The sequence below is a fragment of the Polynucleobacter sp. UK-Gri1-W3 genome, assembly GCF_018881595.1.
Lineage (GTDB): Bacteria > Pseudomonadota > Gammaproteobacteria > Burkholderiales > Burkholderiaceae > Polynucleobacter.
Genome location: NZ_JACVQA010000008.1, coordinates 209,111 through 227,734, shown reverse-complemented (window position 1 = coordinate 227,734; position 18,624 = coordinate 209,111). Strand labels below are relative to the sequence as shown.

Annotated in this window: 24 protein-coding genes; 11 read left to right on the top strand and 13 right to left on the bottom strand. The window is 42.9% G+C overall.

Annotated elements, in window-relative coordinates:
* Positions 1 to 232 precede the first annotated feature (232 nt).
* Positions 233 to 631, bottom strand: a complete 399-nt coding sequence (gene cadR, locus ICN36_RS09080) for a Cd(II)/Pb(II)-responsive transcriptional regulator (RefSeq protein WP_068949421.1) — start codon at positions 629 to 631, stop codon at positions 233 to 235.
* A gap of 98 nt (positions 632 to 729) precedes the next feature.
* On the opposite strand from cadR, the gene ICN36_RS09075 reads away from it, so the two are divergent.
* Positions 730 to 2,910, top strand: a complete 2,181-nt coding sequence (locus tag ICN36_RS09075) for a heavy metal translocating P-type ATPase (protein WP_216228055.1) — start codon at positions 730 to 732, stop codon at positions 2,908 to 2,910.
* A gap of 41 nt (positions 2,911 to 2,951) precedes the next feature.
* On the top strand, positions 2,952 to 3,452 hold the full coding sequence (locus tag ICN36_RS09070; RefSeq protein WP_068949419.1) for a hypothetical protein: 501 nt from the start codon (positions 2,952 to 2,954) through the stop codon (positions 3,450 to 3,452).
* 146 nt (positions 3,453 to 3,598) lie between these two features.
* On the opposite strand, the gene ICN36_RS09065 is transcribed toward ICN36_RS09070, so the two are convergent.
* From ICN36_RS09065 to ICN36_RS12070, 7 genes are all read right to left on the bottom strand, one after another.
* Complete coding sequence (locus ICN36_RS09065) at positions 3,599 to 4,222, bottom strand: tyrosine-type recombinase/integrase (protein ID WP_216228054.1); 624 nt, start codon at positions 4,220 to 4,222, stop codon at positions 3,599 to 3,601.
* A gap of 191 nt (positions 4,223 to 4,413) precedes the next feature.
* Positions 4,414 to 4,809, bottom strand: a complete 396-nt coding sequence (locus ICN36_RS09060; protein ID WP_228385071.1) for a hypothetical protein — start codon at positions 4,807 to 4,809, stop codon at positions 4,414 to 4,416.
* Positions 4,806 to 5,132 (bottom strand): heavy-metal-associated domain-containing protein, encoded by a 327-nt coding sequence (locus tag ICN36_RS09055; protein WP_011903508.1) that lies wholly within the window; start codon positions 5,130 to 5,132, stop codon positions 4,806 to 4,808. The genes ICN36_RS09060 and ICN36_RS09055 overlap by 4 nt, the downstream gene beginning before the upstream one ends.
* 22 nt (positions 5,133 to 5,154) lie before the next feature.
* A complete protein-coding gene (locus ICN36_RS09050; RefSeq protein WP_216228053.1) occupies positions 5,155 to 5,793 on the bottom strand; it encodes a hypothetical protein in 639 nt (212 codons plus the stop codon).
* Complete coding sequence (locus tag ICN36_RS09045) at positions 5,790 to 6,071, bottom strand: copper-binding protein (RefSeq protein ID WP_216228052.1); 282 nt, start codon at positions 6,069 to 6,071, stop codon at positions 5,790 to 5,792. Before ICN36_RS09045 ends, ICN36_RS09050 begins: the two co-directional genes overlap by 4 nt.
* 71 nt (positions 6,072 to 6,142) lie before the next feature.
* On the bottom strand, positions 6,143 to 6,493 hold the full coding sequence (locus tag ICN36_RS09040) for a hypothetical protein (protein ID WP_215330275.1): 351 nt from the start codon (positions 6,491 to 6,493) through the stop codon (positions 6,143 to 6,145).
* Between the two features lie 59 nt (positions 6,494 to 6,552).
* On the bottom strand, positions 6,553 to 6,675 hold the full coding sequence (locus tag ICN36_RS12070) for a hypothetical protein (RefSeq protein ID WP_099092317.1): 123 nt from the start codon (positions 6,673 to 6,675) through the stop codon (positions 6,553 to 6,555).
* A 104-nt stretch (positions 6,676 to 6,779) separates the two neighbouring features.
* Here ICN36_RS12070 and ICN36_RS09035 point away from each other — a divergent pair, with 104 nt between their 5' ends.
* From ICN36_RS09035 to ICN36_RS09025, 3 genes are all read left to right on the top strand, one after another.
* A complete protein-coding gene (locus ICN36_RS09035) occupies positions 6,780 to 7,130 on the top strand; it encodes a DUF3147 family protein (RefSeq protein WP_215310636.1) in 351 nt (116 codons plus the stop codon).
* Positions 7,131 to 7,789: 659 nt separating this feature from the next.
* Entirely contained in the window at positions 7,790 to 7,909 is a 120-nt protein-coding gene (locus tag ICN36_RS12155; RefSeq protein WP_216228051.1) for a DUF4236 domain-containing protein, read from the top strand.
* Positions 7,872 to 8,138, top strand: a complete 267-nt coding sequence (locus tag ICN36_RS09025; RefSeq protein ID WP_216228050.1) for a DUF4236 domain-containing protein — start codon at positions 7,872 to 7,874, stop codon at positions 8,136 to 8,138. The genes ICN36_RS12155 and ICN36_RS09025 overlap by 38 nt, the downstream gene beginning before the upstream one ends.
* Here the strand turns inward: ICN36_RS09025 and ICN36_RS09020 are convergent.
* Positions 8,135 to 8,911: a hypothetical protein gene (locus ICN36_RS09020; RefSeq protein ID WP_216228049.1), complete on the bottom strand. Its 777-nt coding sequence runs from the start codon at positions 8,909 to 8,911 to the stop codon at positions 8,135 to 8,137. The genes ICN36_RS09025 and ICN36_RS09020 overlap by 4 nt on opposite strands.
* A 489-nt stretch (positions 8,912 to 9,400) precedes the next feature.
* On the opposite strand from ICN36_RS09020, the gene ICN36_RS09015 reads away from it, so the two are divergent.
* Genes ICN36_RS09015 through ICN36_RS08995 form a run of 5 tightly spaced genes read left to right on the top strand, consistent with a single transcriptional unit; the run spans position 9,401 to position 15,872 of the window.
* Positions 9,401 to 11,002 carry a type I restriction-modification system subunit M gene (locus ICN36_RS09015; RefSeq protein WP_216228048.1) on the top strand — a complete coding sequence of 534 codons (1,602 nt, stop codon included), beginning with the start codon at positions 9,401 to 9,403 and terminating at the stop codon, positions 11,000 to 11,002.
* A complete protein-coding gene (locus tag ICN36_RS09010; RefSeq protein WP_216228047.1) occupies positions 10,971 to 12,248 on the top strand; it encodes a restriction endonuclease subunit S in 1,278 nt (425 codons plus the stop codon). The genes ICN36_RS09015 and ICN36_RS09010 overlap by 32 nt, the downstream gene beginning before the upstream one ends.
* 8 nt (positions 12,249 to 12,256) lie before the next feature.
* On the top strand, positions 12,257 to 15,124 hold the full coding sequence (locus ICN36_RS09005; protein WP_216228046.1) for a type I restriction endonuclease subunit R: 2,868 nt from the start codon (positions 12,257 to 12,259) through the stop codon (positions 15,122 to 15,124).
* Positions 15,125 to 15,141: 17 nt separating this feature from the next.
* Entirely contained in the window at positions 15,142 to 15,444 is a 303-nt protein-coding gene (locus ICN36_RS09000) for a hypothetical protein (RefSeq protein WP_216228045.1), read from the top strand.
* Positions 15,444 to 15,872, top strand: coding sequence for a hypothetical protein (locus ICN36_RS08995; RefSeq protein WP_216228044.1), 429 nt, complete (start codon positions 15,444 to 15,446; stop codon positions 15,870 to 15,872). Before ICN36_RS09000 ends, ICN36_RS08995 begins: the two co-directional genes overlap by 1 nt.
* Here the strand turns inward: ICN36_RS08995 and ICN36_RS08990 are convergent.
* Together ICN36_RS08990 and ICN36_RS08985 are read right to left on the bottom strand one after the other, a co-directional pair.
* Positions 15,862 to 16,218, bottom strand: coding sequence for a hypothetical protein (locus ICN36_RS08990; protein WP_216228043.1), 357 nt, complete (start codon positions 16,216 to 16,218; stop codon positions 15,862 to 15,864). The genes ICN36_RS08995 and ICN36_RS08990 overlap by 11 nt on opposite strands.
* A 153-nt stretch (positions 16,219 to 16,371) precedes the next feature.
* Positions 16,372 to 17,136: an outer membrane protein gene (locus ICN36_RS08985; RefSeq protein ID WP_216228042.1), complete on the bottom strand. Its 765-nt coding sequence runs from the start codon at positions 17,134 to 17,136 to the stop codon at positions 16,372 to 16,374.
* Between the two features lie 173 nt (positions 17,137 to 17,309).
* On the opposite strand from ICN36_RS08985, the gene ICN36_RS08980 reads away from it, so the two are divergent.
* Positions 17,310 to 17,540, top strand: coding sequence for a hypothetical protein (locus tag ICN36_RS08980; RefSeq protein ID WP_216228041.1), 231 nt, complete (start codon positions 17,310 to 17,312; stop codon positions 17,538 to 17,540).
* A 55-nt stretch (positions 17,541 to 17,595) separates the two neighbouring features.
* On the opposite strand, the gene ICN36_RS08975 is transcribed toward ICN36_RS08980, so the two are convergent.
* The gene (locus ICN36_RS08975) at positions 17,596 to 18,120 is read right to left on the bottom strand and encodes a hypothetical protein (RefSeq protein WP_216228040.1); all 525 of its coding nucleotides are present in this window, start codon (positions 18,118 to 18,120) and stop codon (positions 17,596 to 17,598) included.
* A gap of 258 nt (positions 18,121 to 18,378) precedes the next feature.
* Complete coding sequence (locus ICN36_RS08970; RefSeq protein ID WP_216228039.1) at positions 18,379 to 18,588, bottom strand: hypothetical protein; 210 nt, start codon at positions 18,586 to 18,588, stop codon at positions 18,379 to 18,381.
* Positions 18,589 to 18,624 lie beyond the last annotated feature (36 nt).

Genomic DNA, 18,624 nt, shown 5'->3' with positions numbered 1-18,624 from the left:
CAATGACGCGTACGGGGTTTTCTTCGGTGATGTACTCATCAAGCAGCTCAGGTAATAAAGTACTTTGGGTTCGATCTTGGCCAGTAATGAATCGTTTCATCTTCATGAACATCCGTTAATTAGTGATACTTAATTAACGTTTGAGGGTGCTTAGGTGTTTACAAAAACAGGGAGATTATTGGGGGTTTTTACACAGCCTCGACCAATAAGAGGCGGTAGTGTCACCTCTTTTTTACTTCACGGGTAGCGATAATTTATTTAAGATCCCGCAGTGTGCTGAGTCCTGATTCGCATGACATTGTTTTCTGAGCAGCTTTAATTGTCGCTCAAGTTGGCGTAGCTCATTAATTCGATTGCTTACACCTTCAATATGGGCATCAAGCAATTCATTTACTGCATCACAGTTTTCATCGGGCAAATCTTTTAAGCGAAGTAATTGACGAATTTCACTTAAGGTCATGTCCAGCGAGCGGCAGTGGCGAATAAATGTAAGGCGTTGCAGGTGCTGATCCCCGTAGATTCGGAAGTTACCCTCAGATCGAGCCGGTTTTGCTAACAAACCCTCTTGCTCATAAAACCGAATAGTTTCCACTTGAGTGCCTGTGGCTGTTGCTAGTTCACCAATTCTCATTTGACCTCCAAGTTTTTACATTTTTATTCTAATCCCTTGACTCTATAGTTACTATAGGGTGTTAAATGTTCTATGTCTTCATCATTTAGGTTTCCGCTATGAGCGAATGCAATACCTCCTGTAGTTGTTCTACATCAACCCCTGTGACAAAGGCTTCTGAGATACGGAGCAAGAATAAGGCCATCTATCGCATTGAAAATATGGACTGCCCAACTGAAGAGGCGCTTATTCGCAAAAAGCTAGTTAGTGTAAGCGGCATTGAGTCGCTGGACTTTAACTTAATGCAAAGGATACTCACGGTTGGTCACAATCTCAACTCACTTGACGCTATCGAGTCCGCTTTGGGTTCAATTGGAATGCAGGCGGTGCTACAAAGTGGTCAGACTTCTACAAAGGACAGCTCGATTGAGCCTATACCTAAAAAAAATTGGTGGCCATTGGCTGTTGCAGGTATCACTGCAACCTTGGCTGAAATCATGGAATTGCTGCAACTTGGTAATCAGTGGATTGTCATTGCTCTAGTAATCGCCTCAATTGCTTCAGGTGGCCTGACCACCTATAAAAAGGGCTGGATTGCATTAAAGAATGGCAATCTTAATATCAATGCCTTAATGTCAATTGCAGTCACAGGCGCGATGGCGATTGGAAGTTGGCCAGAAGCCGCCATGGTGATGTTCTTATTTACTCTAGCTGAAGTAATTGAAGCCAAGTCATTAGATCGTGCTCGTAATGCGATTCGTGGCTTATTAGACCTCACCCCTGAAACCGCAACCGTTCAGCAAGCCGATGGCTCTTGGGTGCTAACGGATGTAAAGGCTATCGCTTTAGGTGCTTTAGTTCGAGTGCGTCCTGGAGAGCGAATAGCTTTAGACGGCATATTAATAAGTGGTAACTCGGCAGCAAATCAAGCGCCAATCACGGGTGAGAGCCTACCCGTCGATAAGATAGTTGGCGATGAGGTATTTGCAGGAACGATCAATCAGACAGGATCGTTCGAATACAAAGTTACTGCAGAAGCGACTCATTCAACGCTAGCTCGAATTATTCATGCAGTTGAAGCAGCGCAAGGAAGTCGTGCGCCCACCCAGCGTTTTGTTGATCAATTCGCCAAGATCTATACGCCAGCTGTTTTTTTGCTTGCGGTGTTAGTCGCTGTTTTGCCTCCATTGTTAATGGCGCAGTCATGGCAAGAGTGGATCTATAAAGCATTAGTCATGTTAGTGATTGCCTGCCCTTGTGCTTTGGTGATCTCAACACCAGTAACGATTGTGAGTGGCTTAGCAGCCGCTGCAAGAAAAGGCATCTTAATTAAAGGAGGCGCTTTTTTAGAAGCAGGACGGAGCATGAAGGTCTTAGCAGTAGATAAGACAGGGACACTAACCTACGGGAAGCCTGCACAAACGGACTTTTTTGCATTAAGAAGCAATGACAAGCATATTCACGAAATTGCCATTAGTCTTGCAGCGCGATCTGATCATCCCGTATCTCTAGCAATTGCCCATGCTAATCAAGAGCAAAAGAATGATTTAAAGACTGTAGATAGCTTTGAGGCGATTCTGGGTCGCGGTGTCAAAGGCGTTATTGAGGGTAATTTGTATTACCTTGGCAATCATCGACTGATTGAAGAATTGGGTTTGTGCTCTGATGATATTGAGAATCGTTTATTACCACTAGAGCAGCAAGGCAAAACGGCCGTATTGCTTACCAACCAAACAGAGGTTTTAGCCATTATTGCGGTGGCCGATACTGTTAGAGAAATAAGCAAGCAGGCTATTGATGAGCTTCACCAATTAGGCGTGACTACCATCATGCTCACTGGTGACAATCAGCACACCGCAAAGGCAATAGGTAAACAGGTGGGTGTCCATGAGATTATGGGTAATTTATTGCCTGAAGATAAGCTCAAAATAATTGACAGTCGCCTAAAAAAGGATCCCTATGTAAAGGTAGGCATGGTTGGAGATGGCATTAATGATGCCCCCGCTTTAGCAAGAGCAAGTATTGGATTTGCGATGGGGGCGGCTGGAACCGATACTGCGATAGAGACTGCTGATGTTGCGCTAATGGATGATGATTTACGCAAGATTGCTACCTTTATTCGGCTATCCAAATCAACCGCTCTAATTCTGACTCAAAACATTGTTCTTGCTCTTGGCATTAAAGCTATTTTCCTTGTGCTTACCTTTACAGGGCAAGCCATGATGTGGATGGCGGTATTTGCGGATATGGGTGCGAGCTTGCTAGTAGTGGCAAATGGATTGCGGTTATTAAGAAGCTAGGTGTTAGTTCATATCAAGCAGTTAACTCAAGGAGTACTAAAATGAAAAAGCTAGGATGGGTTGCGATTTTAAGTTTAGGTGTTTTACTAAGTGCGCCCGTTTTGGCGCAAACAGCAGGGGCGGGCACTAAAGCCTCACAGACACAACAAAAAAATGTTGATGTAGCGGAGTTTGATAAGCAAGCCGCTCAAATTCAAGAGAACTTTAAAAAGATGCAACAGCAGATGGATCAGATCCGTGCAACTCAAGATCCGCAAGAAAGGCAAAAGCTGATGCAGGCTCACTGGAGCACAATGCAGGGCAACATGAATATGATGCAAGGCATGTGGGGCTCGGGAATGATGGGTTGTTGTGGTGGTAACGGCGGCATGATGGGTGGACACATGATGGGTTGGAATGGTATGGGCCCCTATTACTCTAAATTAACACCTGAGCAGTTAAAGCAACGCCAATACATGATGGATCAATACATGGGTATGCAGCAGAACATGATGAACCAAATGATGCAGCAGAACTATATGTGGATGGATCGGTCAAGGTAGTAACACACTAGGGGGATGAGTTACTGGACTTGTCCTCCAAGGTCTCCCTTGGGTCGGATTGAGCCTATCGGCCAAAGTCCATCTGACTGTCTGCTTATGAGAGAGGGGTAGACTGCGGCGATGGCATTAACGCAGCCTCCCCAATTTCAAACCTCAGTTTGTTCTGCCATCTCCAAAGCATCATCCACTTCAATGCCTAGGTAACGAACTGTACTTTCCAGCTTGGTATGACCCAGCAGCAACTGAATTGCTCGTAGGTTTTTAGTCCGGCGATAGATTAAAGAAACCTTAGTGCGGCGCATGGTGTGCGTTCCATAGTTTGCTGATTCCAAGCCAATAGAGCTAACCCAACTATGCACAATCCTAGCGTACTGCCTAGTCGATAAATGTGGGGATTCTTTAATCCGACTGGGGAATAGATAATCCTCCAGGTGCAAGCCATCCGCCTGAATCCATTGCTCAACTGCAGTCCTTGTTAATTCAGTAATTTCAAACTGAACTGGTCGATAGGTCTTTTGTTGCAATATGTTGGCTCTAGATGAAACATGGTCTCCAGTCGCGATATCTCGAACTTTTAACTTAACTAGGTCACAAGCTCTTAATTTGCTGTCGATAGCCAAATTAAATAAAGCTAAATCCCGCTTGTTGACATTTAGTTGAAGTCGGACCCGAATGGCCCAAATATCTTTTAACTTAAGTGGTGCTTTCTGCCCTGTCAGTTTGCCTTTGTTCCAGGGTTCTTTATGCGTAGTTGCAATAAGCTGTTCCATGACATTCTCCTTATGTGAAAGGGAATACCACTTTGCGCTGAATTAATGGCATCAGCAAGGACTCTAGAAATCTCAAAAGCAGTCATTCAAGCTAGTTAGCTACTGGAGGCAAATATCGACCCAAAGCAGTCATAAAAAGAAAAACCACCCGAAGGTGGTTTAGATTGAATGTAGATACGCCTATGAACTTTTTAACTCGAGATCAGAGGTTGCACAAAAGCAAACCAACCCCCGGTTAAATAAAGCAATAAGCTCAGGCTATAAACGATTAATGAAGCCTTGCGCGTTCTCATGCAGGCATCTCTTAATGTGGGATCAGTTGGGCATGGAGCAAATCTACCGCGCCATTGCATATAACCACTAATAGAGAGCATCACTCCCGCAAAAATAAATACTTCTACCTTGTGCTCGCTAATCCATACAATCTTTGGAAAGATGGAAATAAAGGTGGATAAAGTAGCGCCCGCACCTAATGCCACTAAAAGTGCTGGAATAGCGCAACAGATCAAAGTGCTTGAACTGGCAAAGAGCGTCGCAACACTGGTAAGGAGATTGCTTTTGGGTGCGATCATTTTTTCAGGAATCATTTGTTGGCCACCAGTTCTGCTTTGAGTTCTGCAACACTTTTAGGTACTGACTCTACTTTGACGATGTCATACCCTGCGTCCTTGACTTCCTCAATGATGGCTTTTTGATCTAAAGCCATGCCCTCTTTTGGCTCAACAACAACGGTCTTTTGTTTGAGATCCACATAGACGGCCTTGGTTGATGGCATTTTTGAAATCCGCTTTTCAATGCCTTGCGCACAAAAAGCGCAGACCATGCCATTAACTGTTGCTTTCATGCTAGTTACAGCAAATGCTGGGGATAAAGTGAGGGCTAAGAGCGTTGCTATAAAAATCTTTTTCATTTTGTAATCCTTGTTAGTTCATTTAGTAGACATACATAAAGCTCAGGCGGGGTTGGCCATGAAGGTTCGCCCCTGCCTCTACAAAAAAGCGGTTATGAATCAGCCGAAGCATAGGCGTTACTTCATACTGGGTTGATACCATCGACATTCTTCTAGCTTCCACGATCAACCATGGTTGGGTCTCATCGTAGTTCGCTTCATAGAAAGAAAAGCCAGCTCTTGCCGAAACTACATTATTGGTAATGCCATCAGCCACATAGATGCGAGTATTAGCTGAAGCATACAAACGAGTAGTCTCATAATCAGCCTGAATGCCAGGGGATACCGTAGCTTTAGTTCCGCTAAAGTAATTGCCTGTGGTCTCGCCAACGCCGCCGATAAACCAAATATTGGCTTGTGCTTCTGGCATATTCCAACGCTTAACTAATCGAGTGTAGGTGAGCTCATTATTAAGCTGAGTTTGCGAATAGTTATTCGTTTGCATATAGGTCGAAGTCACACCAATAGCATCTCTAGGAGTCAAGGCGTAGTTAGCTGTTTGCTCTCGAAAGGTTTTACTAAAATCACCCATCGTCATCCAGCTATCCTTAAATCCCATCGGCGCCGCTTGAGCGGTAAGGCTGACTAAAAGACTACCTATGAACACAAGCCATGACCTCATGGCGCCTTCTCCAGGGCAACTACTTCTAGCGCCCCATCACTGATTTTGACCTGAAAGCGTACCTGATCACCCGCTTTATAGCTTTTAAGATTTAACTTGGGCGCAGTATCAAAAAGCATAGTCATAGCATCCATATCAATGCTTTGAATCCGCTCATGTTTGAGCACAATACGATGACGCTCAGGCTCTACTTTGACTACTTGTGCTTTGGTCCAATCAGGCGCCGCCCAAGATAGTGAAGTGATGAGAAATAAAATACCCAATACAAATTTTTTCATGTTTCCCCCAAAGGAAAGTTAATTAGATAAACAACTCCATCCAAATTTTGGACGGACTACTGCTAGGGGGATTACAAAATGGGTGGCTTGATGGGTAGAGCTAAGAGTGCGCCATATACGAATAATGGCTCTTGCTGTACAAATTGATACGAGAGTTGCTTAAAATTCATTGCTATGGATGGCGACGCAAATGCAAATGCCATACACAAGGAGCAGGCATTACAAGTGGGTTTGTCATGTTGCTCAGATTGAGGGTCTTGCTTGCTAGAGCTTTGCATCATCTCGCAATGACTTGCATCGCTATCAGCCATCATTTCCATGGAATGCGTTGGCTGAGCCACACTAAATCCCATGCTCTCAAACGCAAAAGAGCGAATGGGTAATAGGACAACTAACAGGATAAGTAGGCAAACGCGAGGCATTTAGTGATTCTAGCTACTTTTGCAAAAGCCTGCTTTCCCAATGGCACAAATGAAAAACGCTATTTTTTACTAAAAAAGAGATATTTCGTTAAAGCGGCAATTGAAAGGACAAGGACAATCAAAACTAAGATTCCAATCAACCCCATTCCACCCATCATTGAGCCATCCATAAATTGATTCATATCACCCTCCATTAGGCTAAGCACCTAGTTTCATCCTATGCCTATCTAGGCAGCATGTCTAGGTTTCTATAAACTGAACTGCAACTTATCATTTAGAGGCTCAAATGGCTTGGATCATTACCAAATATCTTCTAACCGCAGGAATGGTTGTATTCATTTCTGAAGTTGCCAAACGAAGTGATAGGTTAGGTGGCTTTATTGCGGCATTGCCCGTAATGACTCTTTTAACTCTTTTATGGCTTTATTTAGAAAACCAGCCTGAAGAGAAGATAGCTAATCACGCTTATTACACCTTCTGGTATGTGATTCCAACATTGCCTATGTTTCTATTATTTCCATACTTACTTCCAAAGCTGGGGTTCTGGATAACCATGGGTGTATGCGTAGTGGTAACGGTTATTTGCTTTGGATTATTTGCCCTTGTGATGAAGGGTTTTGGGATCCAACTTCTCTGAGTAAGGGCCGTTACTGGCCGCTCTCTGCCAGTCAGAATCAATAAAGAGAGGCCTTTTGAGTGGCCGCAATAGGCATGTAAGCAGTCAAATGTAATGATGCTTGCAGAGCACAACAACCCAATTAAGTGATGGTGATGTGATTACGAAGAGTCAGACTAATGACAAAAGAACGAATTAACCCTATTGCACAAGCTAAAAATGCAGGCTAAATAGAAGGCCCCTATTTTATATGGCTCTCATGGCGGTAAATCTGGATAAATAACGATAAAAACCTGATTCTATTGCACAAATACAGTTCTATTGCACAAATAGAAAGGGTCTCCCTGACGGGAGACCCTTATGTAGTATGGTGCGGCTGGCAGGAATTGAACCCACGACCCCTTGGTTCGTAGCCAATGTACTTGAGTGACACTTTCTTTATATGAATCAATGACTTACAAGTAGTAATTTGCATAATAGAATTGGCGCTCAGGGGCTCGTAACCCCTTGTTTCTATTGGTTTGCTACTAGTTCTATTATGCAGATTTAGAGTCAAATTTATGCAGATCCTCTCTTTGCTATGGAGCCTTTGATTTACATTTCCCGACATCACCAAATCTCTCATTAGATGACTACACTTAAATATCCAACCTATCCCAAATCAAGTAAAGGCCCACGTCATGGGATTACGATTTCAAAAGCGAATCACCTTATTTAAAGGCTTCATAATGAATCTAAGCAAGACTGGAGCAAGCGTAAGCGTTGGGCCGTGGAGCAAAACTAAACATACGCGGCGATAGAGTTACTGACAGTGTCGGATTACCAGGCTCAGGAATTAGCTATCGACAACGTTTAGATAATTCAGAGAGCAATGAGCATGCCAGCCATGTAGAGCCCATCGAAGAGCAAAATCAATTACCGCTTGAGGAAGATGATTCCAGTAGAGAGTTAAGCTGGAAAGTATTCGGGCTGGTTAGCTTTGCTGGATTTACCTATGTAACTTACCTACTTTTGACGCTAAACCGTTAAATATTCGCAATCTTTGCAATCAACGCCGCCTTTGCTCTATCGATCTTATCTGGATCAGTTTTAATAGATAAATCTGCTCTTAGTTTTTTATCTAAAAAATAAGCTATTCGCTCTGCATTAGCACCAGATGGATGAGGCATCCCATCAAATACACGTGAGGCATCTATCAAACCCTCTGACCCCAGCCAGTTAAGCGCCTCAGATACCTTAGGCCCTAACGGTATATAAATTGCATCTTTAAGCATTCCAGCCTCTTCAGAGAAGTATTCCTTTAGAAGCTTTCTCAGCAGCGGATGTTTTGTCATATTTGGGGTGCCGTTGTAATTTTCATTATTTACAAATACAGGGAACCTCAAAGCCGACGTTGTTTGCACTAAATGACTTGATAAACCGAATAAGTCATCGCAAGTTTTAATTCTAAGCCATTCATTTATCTTTAAGTAATCAAGCATAACCACTAAGTTTGGGCGCATTGGCCCAGAAAATGCCCCGGTCTGTTTAGCTGCTTGAAGCGCAAATTGATTGCTTGCTCCAGCTTTTAATTGCTTTTGCGCTTCAAGGAGAGCATTGTGAGTTTGAGTGAAACCAGGAGTAATTCCAACGAGCACAATTTTAGCTTGTGTATTTACATGCTCGAATGGAATGTAGTAGCTTGATATGGGCCCATCTCTCTCCATCTCGAGACTAGATGGTAGTGACCCAACATCACTGAGCTCTTCAGGACTTAAATTTTTAATGACTGATGCATATTGATCAAATAATGTTGTTGTCATGTAACCCACCGCAATTTAAATTGTTTGGACGCCAAGACTTCGGCCATATTTTCGCAACTCTTAATCAATCAACACAAGCGAAGGTGTAATTTCTCTCCCAGTAACTGCCTTTCGAGGTCATTTGCGCGAATTTCTTAAATTTAGCGCACTCCTGGTCGGCTTGACTCTGAGCCTCTCCCGCATTTAAGGACTGAGATTCGACAACAACGGATCGCGGAGATGAACTAACAACGTGTGTAGCGCACCCAACAACGAGAAGTAGAGGGGTCAGCAATAGGAGTTTACGCATCGGTTAAATCACTTTCAAGGGTGGGATTGGTATGTAAGGCCAATATGTTGGGCAGGATTTTTAATCCTATTCCCTATTGAGTTGATCTGGCCATTTATCAACCCCTATTTTTAGCCAGCCCCATAAATTAGGGATTAGAGCCCTTTTTATGCTATTTTTTGACCCTGTAGAATGCATATAAACCATATAACTAGGTAAAAATGTCAGAAGAACAGCGCCGTCAGCTACAACAGCAACTTTGGAACATCGCAAATACCCTTCGCGGCAAGATGGGTGCAGATGAGTTTCGTGACTATATCCTTGGCTTTATCTTCTACAAATACCTCTCCGAGAAGATTGAACGCTTCGCTGATACCCAGCTAGAACAAGAAAACCTTAAGTTCGCATCACTAGATGAGTCAACGAGCAAAGGCAAAGCCTACATTGAAGCCCTCGACTCTGCTGCCCTGGATGAATTGGGTTACTTTTTAAAGCCTAGCGAGTTATTTCATGCAATTGCGCTTAAAGGCAATAATCAGCTCGATACCAAAAACGAAGGTAGCAGCCATAACTTCATCTTGGGAGATCTAACCCGCATCCTCAAGAATATTGAGCAAAGCACCATGGGGACAGGAAGTGAAGAAGAGTTTGCAAACCTCTTCGAAGATATAGACCTCACCTCAATGAAGCTCGGCAAAACTGAGGCTGAGAAAAATGATCTGATTGCTAAGGTGCTCATTCACTTAGACAAGATCGACTTCAACTTGTCTGATGCTACTGCCGATGTTTTGGGCGATGCCTACGAATACCTAATCGGTGAATTTGCGAGCGGGGCCGGAAAGAAGGCTGGTGAGTTTTATACGCCCCAACCCGTGTCCACGCTCTTAGCTAAGCTGGTTACTGCTAATAACAAGAAACTTAAAAGCGTCTATGACCCAACGTGCGGTAGCGGCTCCCTGCTCTTACGAGTTAAAAGAGAGGCCGAACAAGTAGGCAGGATCTATGGTCAAGAGCTAAACCGCACTACTTATAACCTAGCACGAATGAACATGATTTTGCATGACGTTCATTACTCTGATTTTGATATCAAGCAAGAAGATACCTTAGAGAATCCGCAGCACAGAGATCTACGCTTTGATGCAATCGTAGCAAATCCGCCCTTCTCTGCAAAATGGAGCGCCAGTCCACTCTTTATGAGTGATGATCGCTTTAGTGTCTATGGCAGATTAGCTCCAAGCTCTAAAGCCGATATGGCCTTTGTGCAGCACATGGTCTACCAACTAGCCGAAGAAGGCACGATGGCAGTTGTTCTACCTCATGGTGTCTTATTTAGAGGGGCGGCAGAAGGCCATATTCGCCAATACCTAATCGAAGAGCTCAATTGCTTAGATGCCGTGATCGGCCTGCCAGCCAATATCTTTTATGGCACCTCCATTCCCACTTGTGTCCTCGTCTTTAAGAAATGTCGCAAGAATCCAGACGATATCCTCTTTATTGATGCCAGCAATCACTTTGAGAAGGTCAAGACCACCAATGTGATGCGGCCAGAGCATATTCAAAAGATTGTCGAAACCTATAAAGCCCGAAGCAGTGAAGATAAATACAGCGCCCTAGCCACCATTGAATCAATCAAGGCTAACGACTGGAATCTGAATATTCCAAGATATGTCGATACGTTTGAGGCAGAAGAGTTTATCGATCTGAATGCAATCTCAAAGCAACTCGCTCAACTAGATCAAGAGAGCAAAGCAACCGATCAGATCATCGCAAACTTTTGTAAAGAGCTTGGTATTGAGCCGCCGTTTGCGCCAGCAGGGAAATAAGATGACTACGAAAGTAGTGGCGCCAAAGCTAAGATTTAAAGAATTTCAAAACGATTGGAACCATCGGTTGCTGGGTGCCATTTATTCTTTTAAAAACGGTGTTAATGCCGAGAAGTCGCAATATGGAAGCGGATATAAGTTTATTAATGTATTAGATATTATTAATAATGACTATATTAGCTACGAAAGTATTATTGGCTCTGTAAATATTTCAGATGTTGAATTTTCCAAGAATGAAATTAAATATGGGGACATTCTTTTTCAAAGGAGCTCTGAGACAAGAGAAGATGTCGGCCAATCAAATGTTTATTTGGGTGTACGCCCAGTTACCTTTGGTGGCTTTGTTATCAGAGGACGTGCTGAAGTTGAAATAGATCCGATCTTTTCACACCATCTTTTAAAGACAAGTTCGGTTAGGGATCAGATAACTCAAAGAAGTGGTGGCGCAACAAGATACAACATCGGCCAGGAATCTCTATCAGCAATACCAATTTGCACTCCCGAGCTACCTGAACAAACCAAAATCGCCAACTTCCTCACAACCGTTGACGCCAAGATCTCCCAGCTTACCAAGAAATATGAATTACTCTCCTCCTATAAAAAAGGAGTGATGCAGAAGATTTTCAATCAGGAGTTGCGCTTTAAGGATGATGACAGGCGGGAGTTTCCGGAGTGGGAACTTACAACAATTGGTGAAATATCAAGCAAAATTACTGCTGGCGGTACGCCCAGCACACTAAAAAAGGAATATTGGGGCGGAAGTATTCGATGGATGAATTCTGGCGAACTTAATCTCAAGGTGGTTTTCGAAGTTGAAAATCGCATAACTCAAGCTGGATTAGAAAATTCGAGTACTAAATTAATTCCAAAAAATTGTGTCTTAATTGGTTTAGCTGGCCAAGGTAAAACACGCGGAACTGTAGCGATGAATTTAGTTGAGTTATGTACAAATCAATCAATTGCTGCAATTCTGCCAAATCCAACAATATTTAATACGCGCTACCTTTATCAAAATTTAGAGGCTAGGTATGATGAGCTTAGATCGCTATCAGCTGGTGATGGAGGCAGAGGGGGCTTAAATTTGCAAATTATTAAATCGATGGAAATTAGTCTTCCTTGCCTTGACGAGCAAATCAAAATTGCCAATTTCCTCGCCGCCATTGATGACAAGATCATGAACGTTAAAGCCCAGCTAGAGGCTGCCAAAGAGTACAAGCAAGGTCTTCTACAGCAAATGTTCGTTTAAACCACACAATGTCTACTCAATCTGAATACGCTCTCGAAGAATCCCTAATTAAGCAGTTGGAGGGGATGGAATATTCCCGCGTAACGATTGACGATGAAGGTTGCATGCTTGCTAATCTCAAGCGCCAACTAGAGATTCATAACAAAGTTACCCTCTCAAACGAAGAGTTCGATAAGGTATTAAATCGCCTTAATACAGGCGACGTATTTACTAGAGCTGGCATTCTCAGAGATAAGCCTTTTCCTATTAAGCGCGAGAACGGCGAAGAGATCCGCATTAGTTTTATTAATAGCGAAGATTGGTGCTTGAACGAGTTCCAGGTTACCAATCAGATTTCCATAGAAGGTCGTCGCAAGACCCGCTATGACGTCACCATCTTGATTAATGGGTTGCCGCTAATCCAAATTGAGCTAAAACGGCGTGGGATTGAATTAAAAGAAGCGTTCAATCAGATTCAGCGCTACCACCATACCTCCTACGATGCAGGCTATGGTCTATTTCAGTATGTACAACTATTTATCATTAGTAACGGCGTCAATACTAAGTACTACTCCAACAATAAGAAGGCCCCTTTCGAGCAAACATTCTTTTGGACAGACAAACTTAATAATCGCCTATCCGATTTAAATGAGTTCAGCGCCGAGTTCTTAAAGCCTTGTCATATCGCAAAGATGATCACCCAGTACATGGTGCTCACTCAAGATCAGATTATTAAAGTACTGCGCCCATATCAGTTTTACGCTGCCGAAGCTTTGATTAATCAAGTTAAAGCCAGTAATGCCAATGCTTATATTTGGCACACTACCGGTTCCGGCAAAACGCTCACTTCATTTAAAGCTAGTCAAATTATTGTCAACATGCCAAAGGTTCATAAGGTCATCTTTGTAGTTGACCGCAAGGACTTAGACTATCAAACGGCTCGAGAATTCAACTCATTCGCTAAGGGGAGTATCGACATTACTGGAGATACCAGCACCCTAGTCAAGCAATTAAGTGAAGAAACTCCAAAGCTTGTATTAACTACGATCCAAAAGCTAAACAACGCAATCATGAATGGCAAATATCTTTCAAAGATTGGTCATTTACAGGATAAAAAGATCGTATTTATCTTTGATGAGTGCCACCGAAGCCAGTTTGGCGATACGCACCAGAACATTAAGACCTTCTTTAAGAACGCTCAAATGTTTGGATTTACTGGCACGCCAATCCTTGCAGAGAATGCTACTGGTAGCGAAGGCAATAAGCAGACTACCAAAAGTCTGTTTGGTGAATGCCTACATAAATACGTCATTGTTGATGCAATTAAAGATGAGAATGTTTTACGTTTTGCAGTTGAGTACGTAGGCAAGTACCAGCGGAAAGAGTCTGCCAGCGAACTTGATATTGATGTCGAGGCAATTGATACAAAAGGCCTGCTTGACAGTCCTAAGCGCCTAAGCAAAATTACCGACTACATACTTGAGCATCACAGGCAAAAGACTAAGTCACCTGAATTTACAGCGATGTTTTGCGTTAGCAGTGTAGAGAACCTCATTCAGTACTATCAACTATTTAAACAGAAGCAAGAGGGATTAGCAAAGCCGCTGCGGATTGCGACGATCTTCAGTTATGCCGCTAACGAAGCCGACCCTACCGCCAATGGTCTAGATAACGGCCTAATTAGCGGAATCATTCCAGAAGAAAATCCTCCTACCGAAGGTGCAAAAGTTAATCAATACAGTCGCGATCACCTTGATAGCTTTATTCAGGATTACAACGTGATGTTTGGGACAAAGTACTCGACGAACGATAGTCAGTCCTTCTACAACTACTATCAAGATATCGCTAAGCGTGTGAGACAAGGCGAAATTGACATTCTTCTGGTGGTAAACATGTTCTTGACTGGCTTTGATAGTCCAAGACTCAACACACTTTATGTTGATAAGAATCTAAAGTTCCACGGACTAATTCAGGCACTCTCGCGCACGAACCGAATTCTCAATGAGAAGAAGTCTCAGGGGAATATTGTTTGCTTCCGTAATCTCAAAGAGGCAACTGACGAGGCAATCGCCCTCTTCTCTAATAAGAATGCCAAAGAGACTGTGCTACTTGAGCCCTACGAGGATTATGTAACTCAGTTTAATAAGGCGACCGAACAATTATTAGATATTGCTCCAACCGTGGGTAGCGTTGATTCGTTGCGAGATGAAAAAGAAGAGCTCATCTTTGTAACTAGATTCCGTGAACTGCTGAGGATCAAGAATATCCTCACAACGTTCTCAGACTTTAAGGACGAGGACTTGGGTATTACAGCTCAGACGTTCGAGGACTATAAGAGTAAATACCTTGATATTCACGATAAAGTTAAAAAAGCTACCGAAGAGAATCGAGTGTCAGTACTCGAGGATATTGATTTCGAGCTCAGTCTGATACATAGGGATGAGATCAATGTAGCCTACATCCTAAATCTGCTCGTAAGCCTTAAAAAACTTCCGCCTGATGAGGCTAAGCAGCGTCATAAAGAGATCATTGATCTCGTTGCTGGTGAGGTGCAGTTACGCAGCAAGCGAGAGCTCATTGAGAGATTCATTGAGGAAAATCTACCCAAACTCAACCCCAACGACAATGTTATCGGTGAATTCGAGAGTTTTTGGTCTAACCATAGAGCTCAGGCATTTAAGGACATGTGTGCTGACGAGAAAATCAACCCAGAGCAGATGGAAAAGCTGATTAATGACTATCTCTTTGCCAATAAGTTTCCGCGTAACCAACAGATCAAGCAGGCCCTAGAGTACTCACCTGGTGTGATTGAAAGCAAATCAATCTTAGATCGTATAGCTGAAAAGGTAAGGCACTTTGTGACTACCTATATTGAAGGCATGGGTGGAAGCGTTTAGTTAACTTGGACTATTTAATGAGATATTTAGCTGCCTTACTAATACTTTTTCCGCTTATTGCCAGCGCACAAGCAATCTATGACGCTAACGGAGCCTACAAAGGCTATCAGCAGACCTCGCCGAGCGGAGTAACCACTACATACACCCCCCAAGGACAAAGTATTGGCTCATCACAGGTGGATAACGGGCAGACTAACTACTACTCACCCACTGGCACCTATCAAGGTACTACCACGGCCACCCCGGCCCCCGCTATGCCGAACGCCACGATCAATACTCCCCGCCAAGCTCCACAGGCACCAGTACTAAAAGGCTGGTAATGGATGGTCCAAGCCATACTATTCGCGTTTATTCCTCCAAAAGAAAGAATCTAAAGACAGGCGCGGAGGAACATTCAATCTACTACCGAACTTTGGAAAATATCGAAAAGATAGGCGCAGAAGTCATAAATAACTGGTTTGGAGTGCAAGAATCAGACCTGGACGCAGAAGGAAAAATTCTGGCGACGACATTACACAAAATGATGAACCCCCCTTCCGGAATAATTAAGACGGGCAAACCTACAGTCGATACTCTTAAAGCCCTGGGCTCAGTTATCCCAGCATCAGAACTCAGTAAGCGGGCTGAGGAAAAGGCAATCTCAGAGATTGAGTTCGCAAAAGCGGTAGAAGAACAACAAAGAGAAAACAGGGGCAGAGCACAAGCAATACCAGTCGAAAAAATAGTGCGTCAGCGCTTTAAGCCTTAGAAGTAAGAGCTTTTGTAGCTTGCTCCATACAGCTTGAAAGGGACTCAAGTCTCTTGTACGAGAGTTTTGTTGGCATCACCCTCTTCTTACGAGCATCACTCTGAGCTATGAGGCTGATGTAGCCAAGTGACCGAAGATTCGTTACTCGTTTGTGCAGAGTAGCTTGAGAGCCCAATAATTTTAGATTAATCAGATCCCCGACAAGAATAGAACGGCCGGCCTGATCATCGATCATGATGCTATTTAAAAGTAAGGCCTCAATAGAGTCCAACCTGCGGATGCTACTTTTAGTATTTAATACATCAACCAACTTGAGAAACCGAATATAAGAATTAGGTTTTGTCATGCGTTAATGCTACTCCTATCAGGTTCTGTGTCGTGATTATTACGATAATCACGACAGCATTTGATGGCATTATTCGCAATCTATAGCACTTTACATATCGGTAAAAGCAAAAAAACCGCTCGTAGGCGGCTTTTAAGCAACATTTCTTAATTCTTAGAACTTGTAACCAACACCGATCATCGTGTTGTAAGAGCTGACTTTATTTGTAGTACTGATGTTGTAAGTCGTCACATTTCCTAAGCTGCCGCTAGCATTCTGAGTCTGACTGCCATAAGCCGTGTAATTACCTTCTACGAATCCGTAGAGGCCGCCACTGATAATCTGTTTGTAACCGATTCCGACGAGGTAGCCTTTGTAATTAGCCGATTGAGCTGAGCCGCCGCTCAAGGTAGTCTTAATTTGTGTTCCAGCGTAACCCAACTTTCCATAAACCAGGCTATCGTCATCGATAACATAGCCAGGTGCAACATACAGAGCATAAGCATTGGTTTGCTGAGAAGATGAGCTGATAGAGGACGGCGTAACTGTCTTCGCAACTGGAGCGCAAAAAGTACAAGCAGGCGTAATCGGGGCGCTTGTTGCTAACCCTGTTGAATTACTCAAGGATCCTGTTGCAGCATGTCCAGCGATCGGCTGGTAATCAACGCCCAATCCAACTGTGAATTTTGGTGCCAAGATCCACGTATAGCCACCTGCAAAAGCACTGTTAATTCCACTCGCAGAGTTTGAAGTAGAGCCCATACCGTACTGTGTTGCCCCGGACTGCGCAGTAGTTAGGTTGGAGTTGGAGACGCTTGATGTCACGGATGAATATCCTACGCCGAGTTGACCGTAATAGCCTTCAAACTGGGACTGTGCGGATGCGCTTGAAACTGCTAGAACTAATGCTGCGCTGAGAATGACTGATAACTTGTTCATATTTAATTTCCTAAAATTTAGTTAAGTGAAGCTTCAGTTGATATGCGCGAAGCGACGCTAAATTTATTAAATTTGGAAATCTATTAAGCAGGCGAACAATAACATCTTTGTTCAATACTTTTTACTTGAATATTGTGTTACAGTATTCAGATAAATAATAAAGGGCTCAAGAAATGGAAAAGAAAGCAAATGGTCACGGCGGTGCCCGAGCAAATGCTGGAGGATTTAGAGAAGGCGCTGGTCGAAAGTCATTTGCAGACAAAGGAACCGGTGAAATTGCCAAAACAAGCGTAGTAAACGTTCGACTTACTGACGATGAAAAAGAGCACGCGGTAATGATCGGTGATGGCAGTGCTAGTGCTGGCATACGACTTGCATTAAGCGCATATAAACTGAAAAAATAAATTACTCATCTGAAGATCGAATTTGACGCTGAGCAGCACCTTGGAAGACGATGGCTCAATCGTATTGAGCTGAGATACTCAAAGCCGTTGAGTTTGCAGGCTTTTGAATGTAAAAATCAATATCAAGACTGCCATGAAATAAGCCTGCTGGATGAGGATAATCAGCCGAAGTAAGCCGTATAGATTCCTTGCCGCTTCCAACCCAATTAACAACTAAGGTGGGATATTCAGAAGTTCTGCCGTTAGTAGAGAGGGTTAAAAATACTCTAGCGGTAGTTGAATGAAATTGAGTCTGGAAATTGCTAATTGAAATATCATCAATATTAGCTACTTGCTGAATTGCCTGGGCAGTCTGCGGCATCCTACCGATAATACTCACGGTTTTCCAAATCAAGAATGAAGCGAACAACAGAATCACCAGGGTAGAAAAGCCTTTTTTAGTGCAGGCGTATGCAACTAGGCGTAACAGCACTCTTCCGAATGAAAATTTCTCGTGGAGTATTCCTGTCTTGAGGTCAATGTAGTCAACATCAGATATAGCCTGAATTTTATAGTTCTGTCGAGTTGTTAGATAATTCATGGTTTATTGTTCTTATTAAATGTGGATGGACAGCTTGTTAACTGTTTCTTTTGCCAAATACTTATCGTTTACTTTATTTACAGAAGACACTGGTGAAAAATTCACCGCCAAAAGTTCTTCTATCGTCATGTTCCAAACACTTAATTCACTACCCTTATAACCCGCATCAGTGTGTAGCTTTGTATAGACAGAAGTCATTAGAGATTTGTGGTTTGAATTAGTCATTTGTCGTCTTTTTAAGAAAGTATGAAGGCAGCCTTATTTAGTAAGGTAGTTAAGTAAATTTGCAGGAGATTCAATGGCTGGAGCGGTATCATGTGCAACAGTTGCAATTTCCGGTAGATACATCTCAAGCCCATCTACCTTTGCTGACTCAGGTGAAAATATTGCTACTGCTAATGTCCCCAGATAAACAATGGCTAATAGTGAAAATATCGCTGCGATTGTTGTTTTAAGATTTAAAGTCATTTGATTCTTTCTTTTTATTGGTTAATGGCTTTCTGT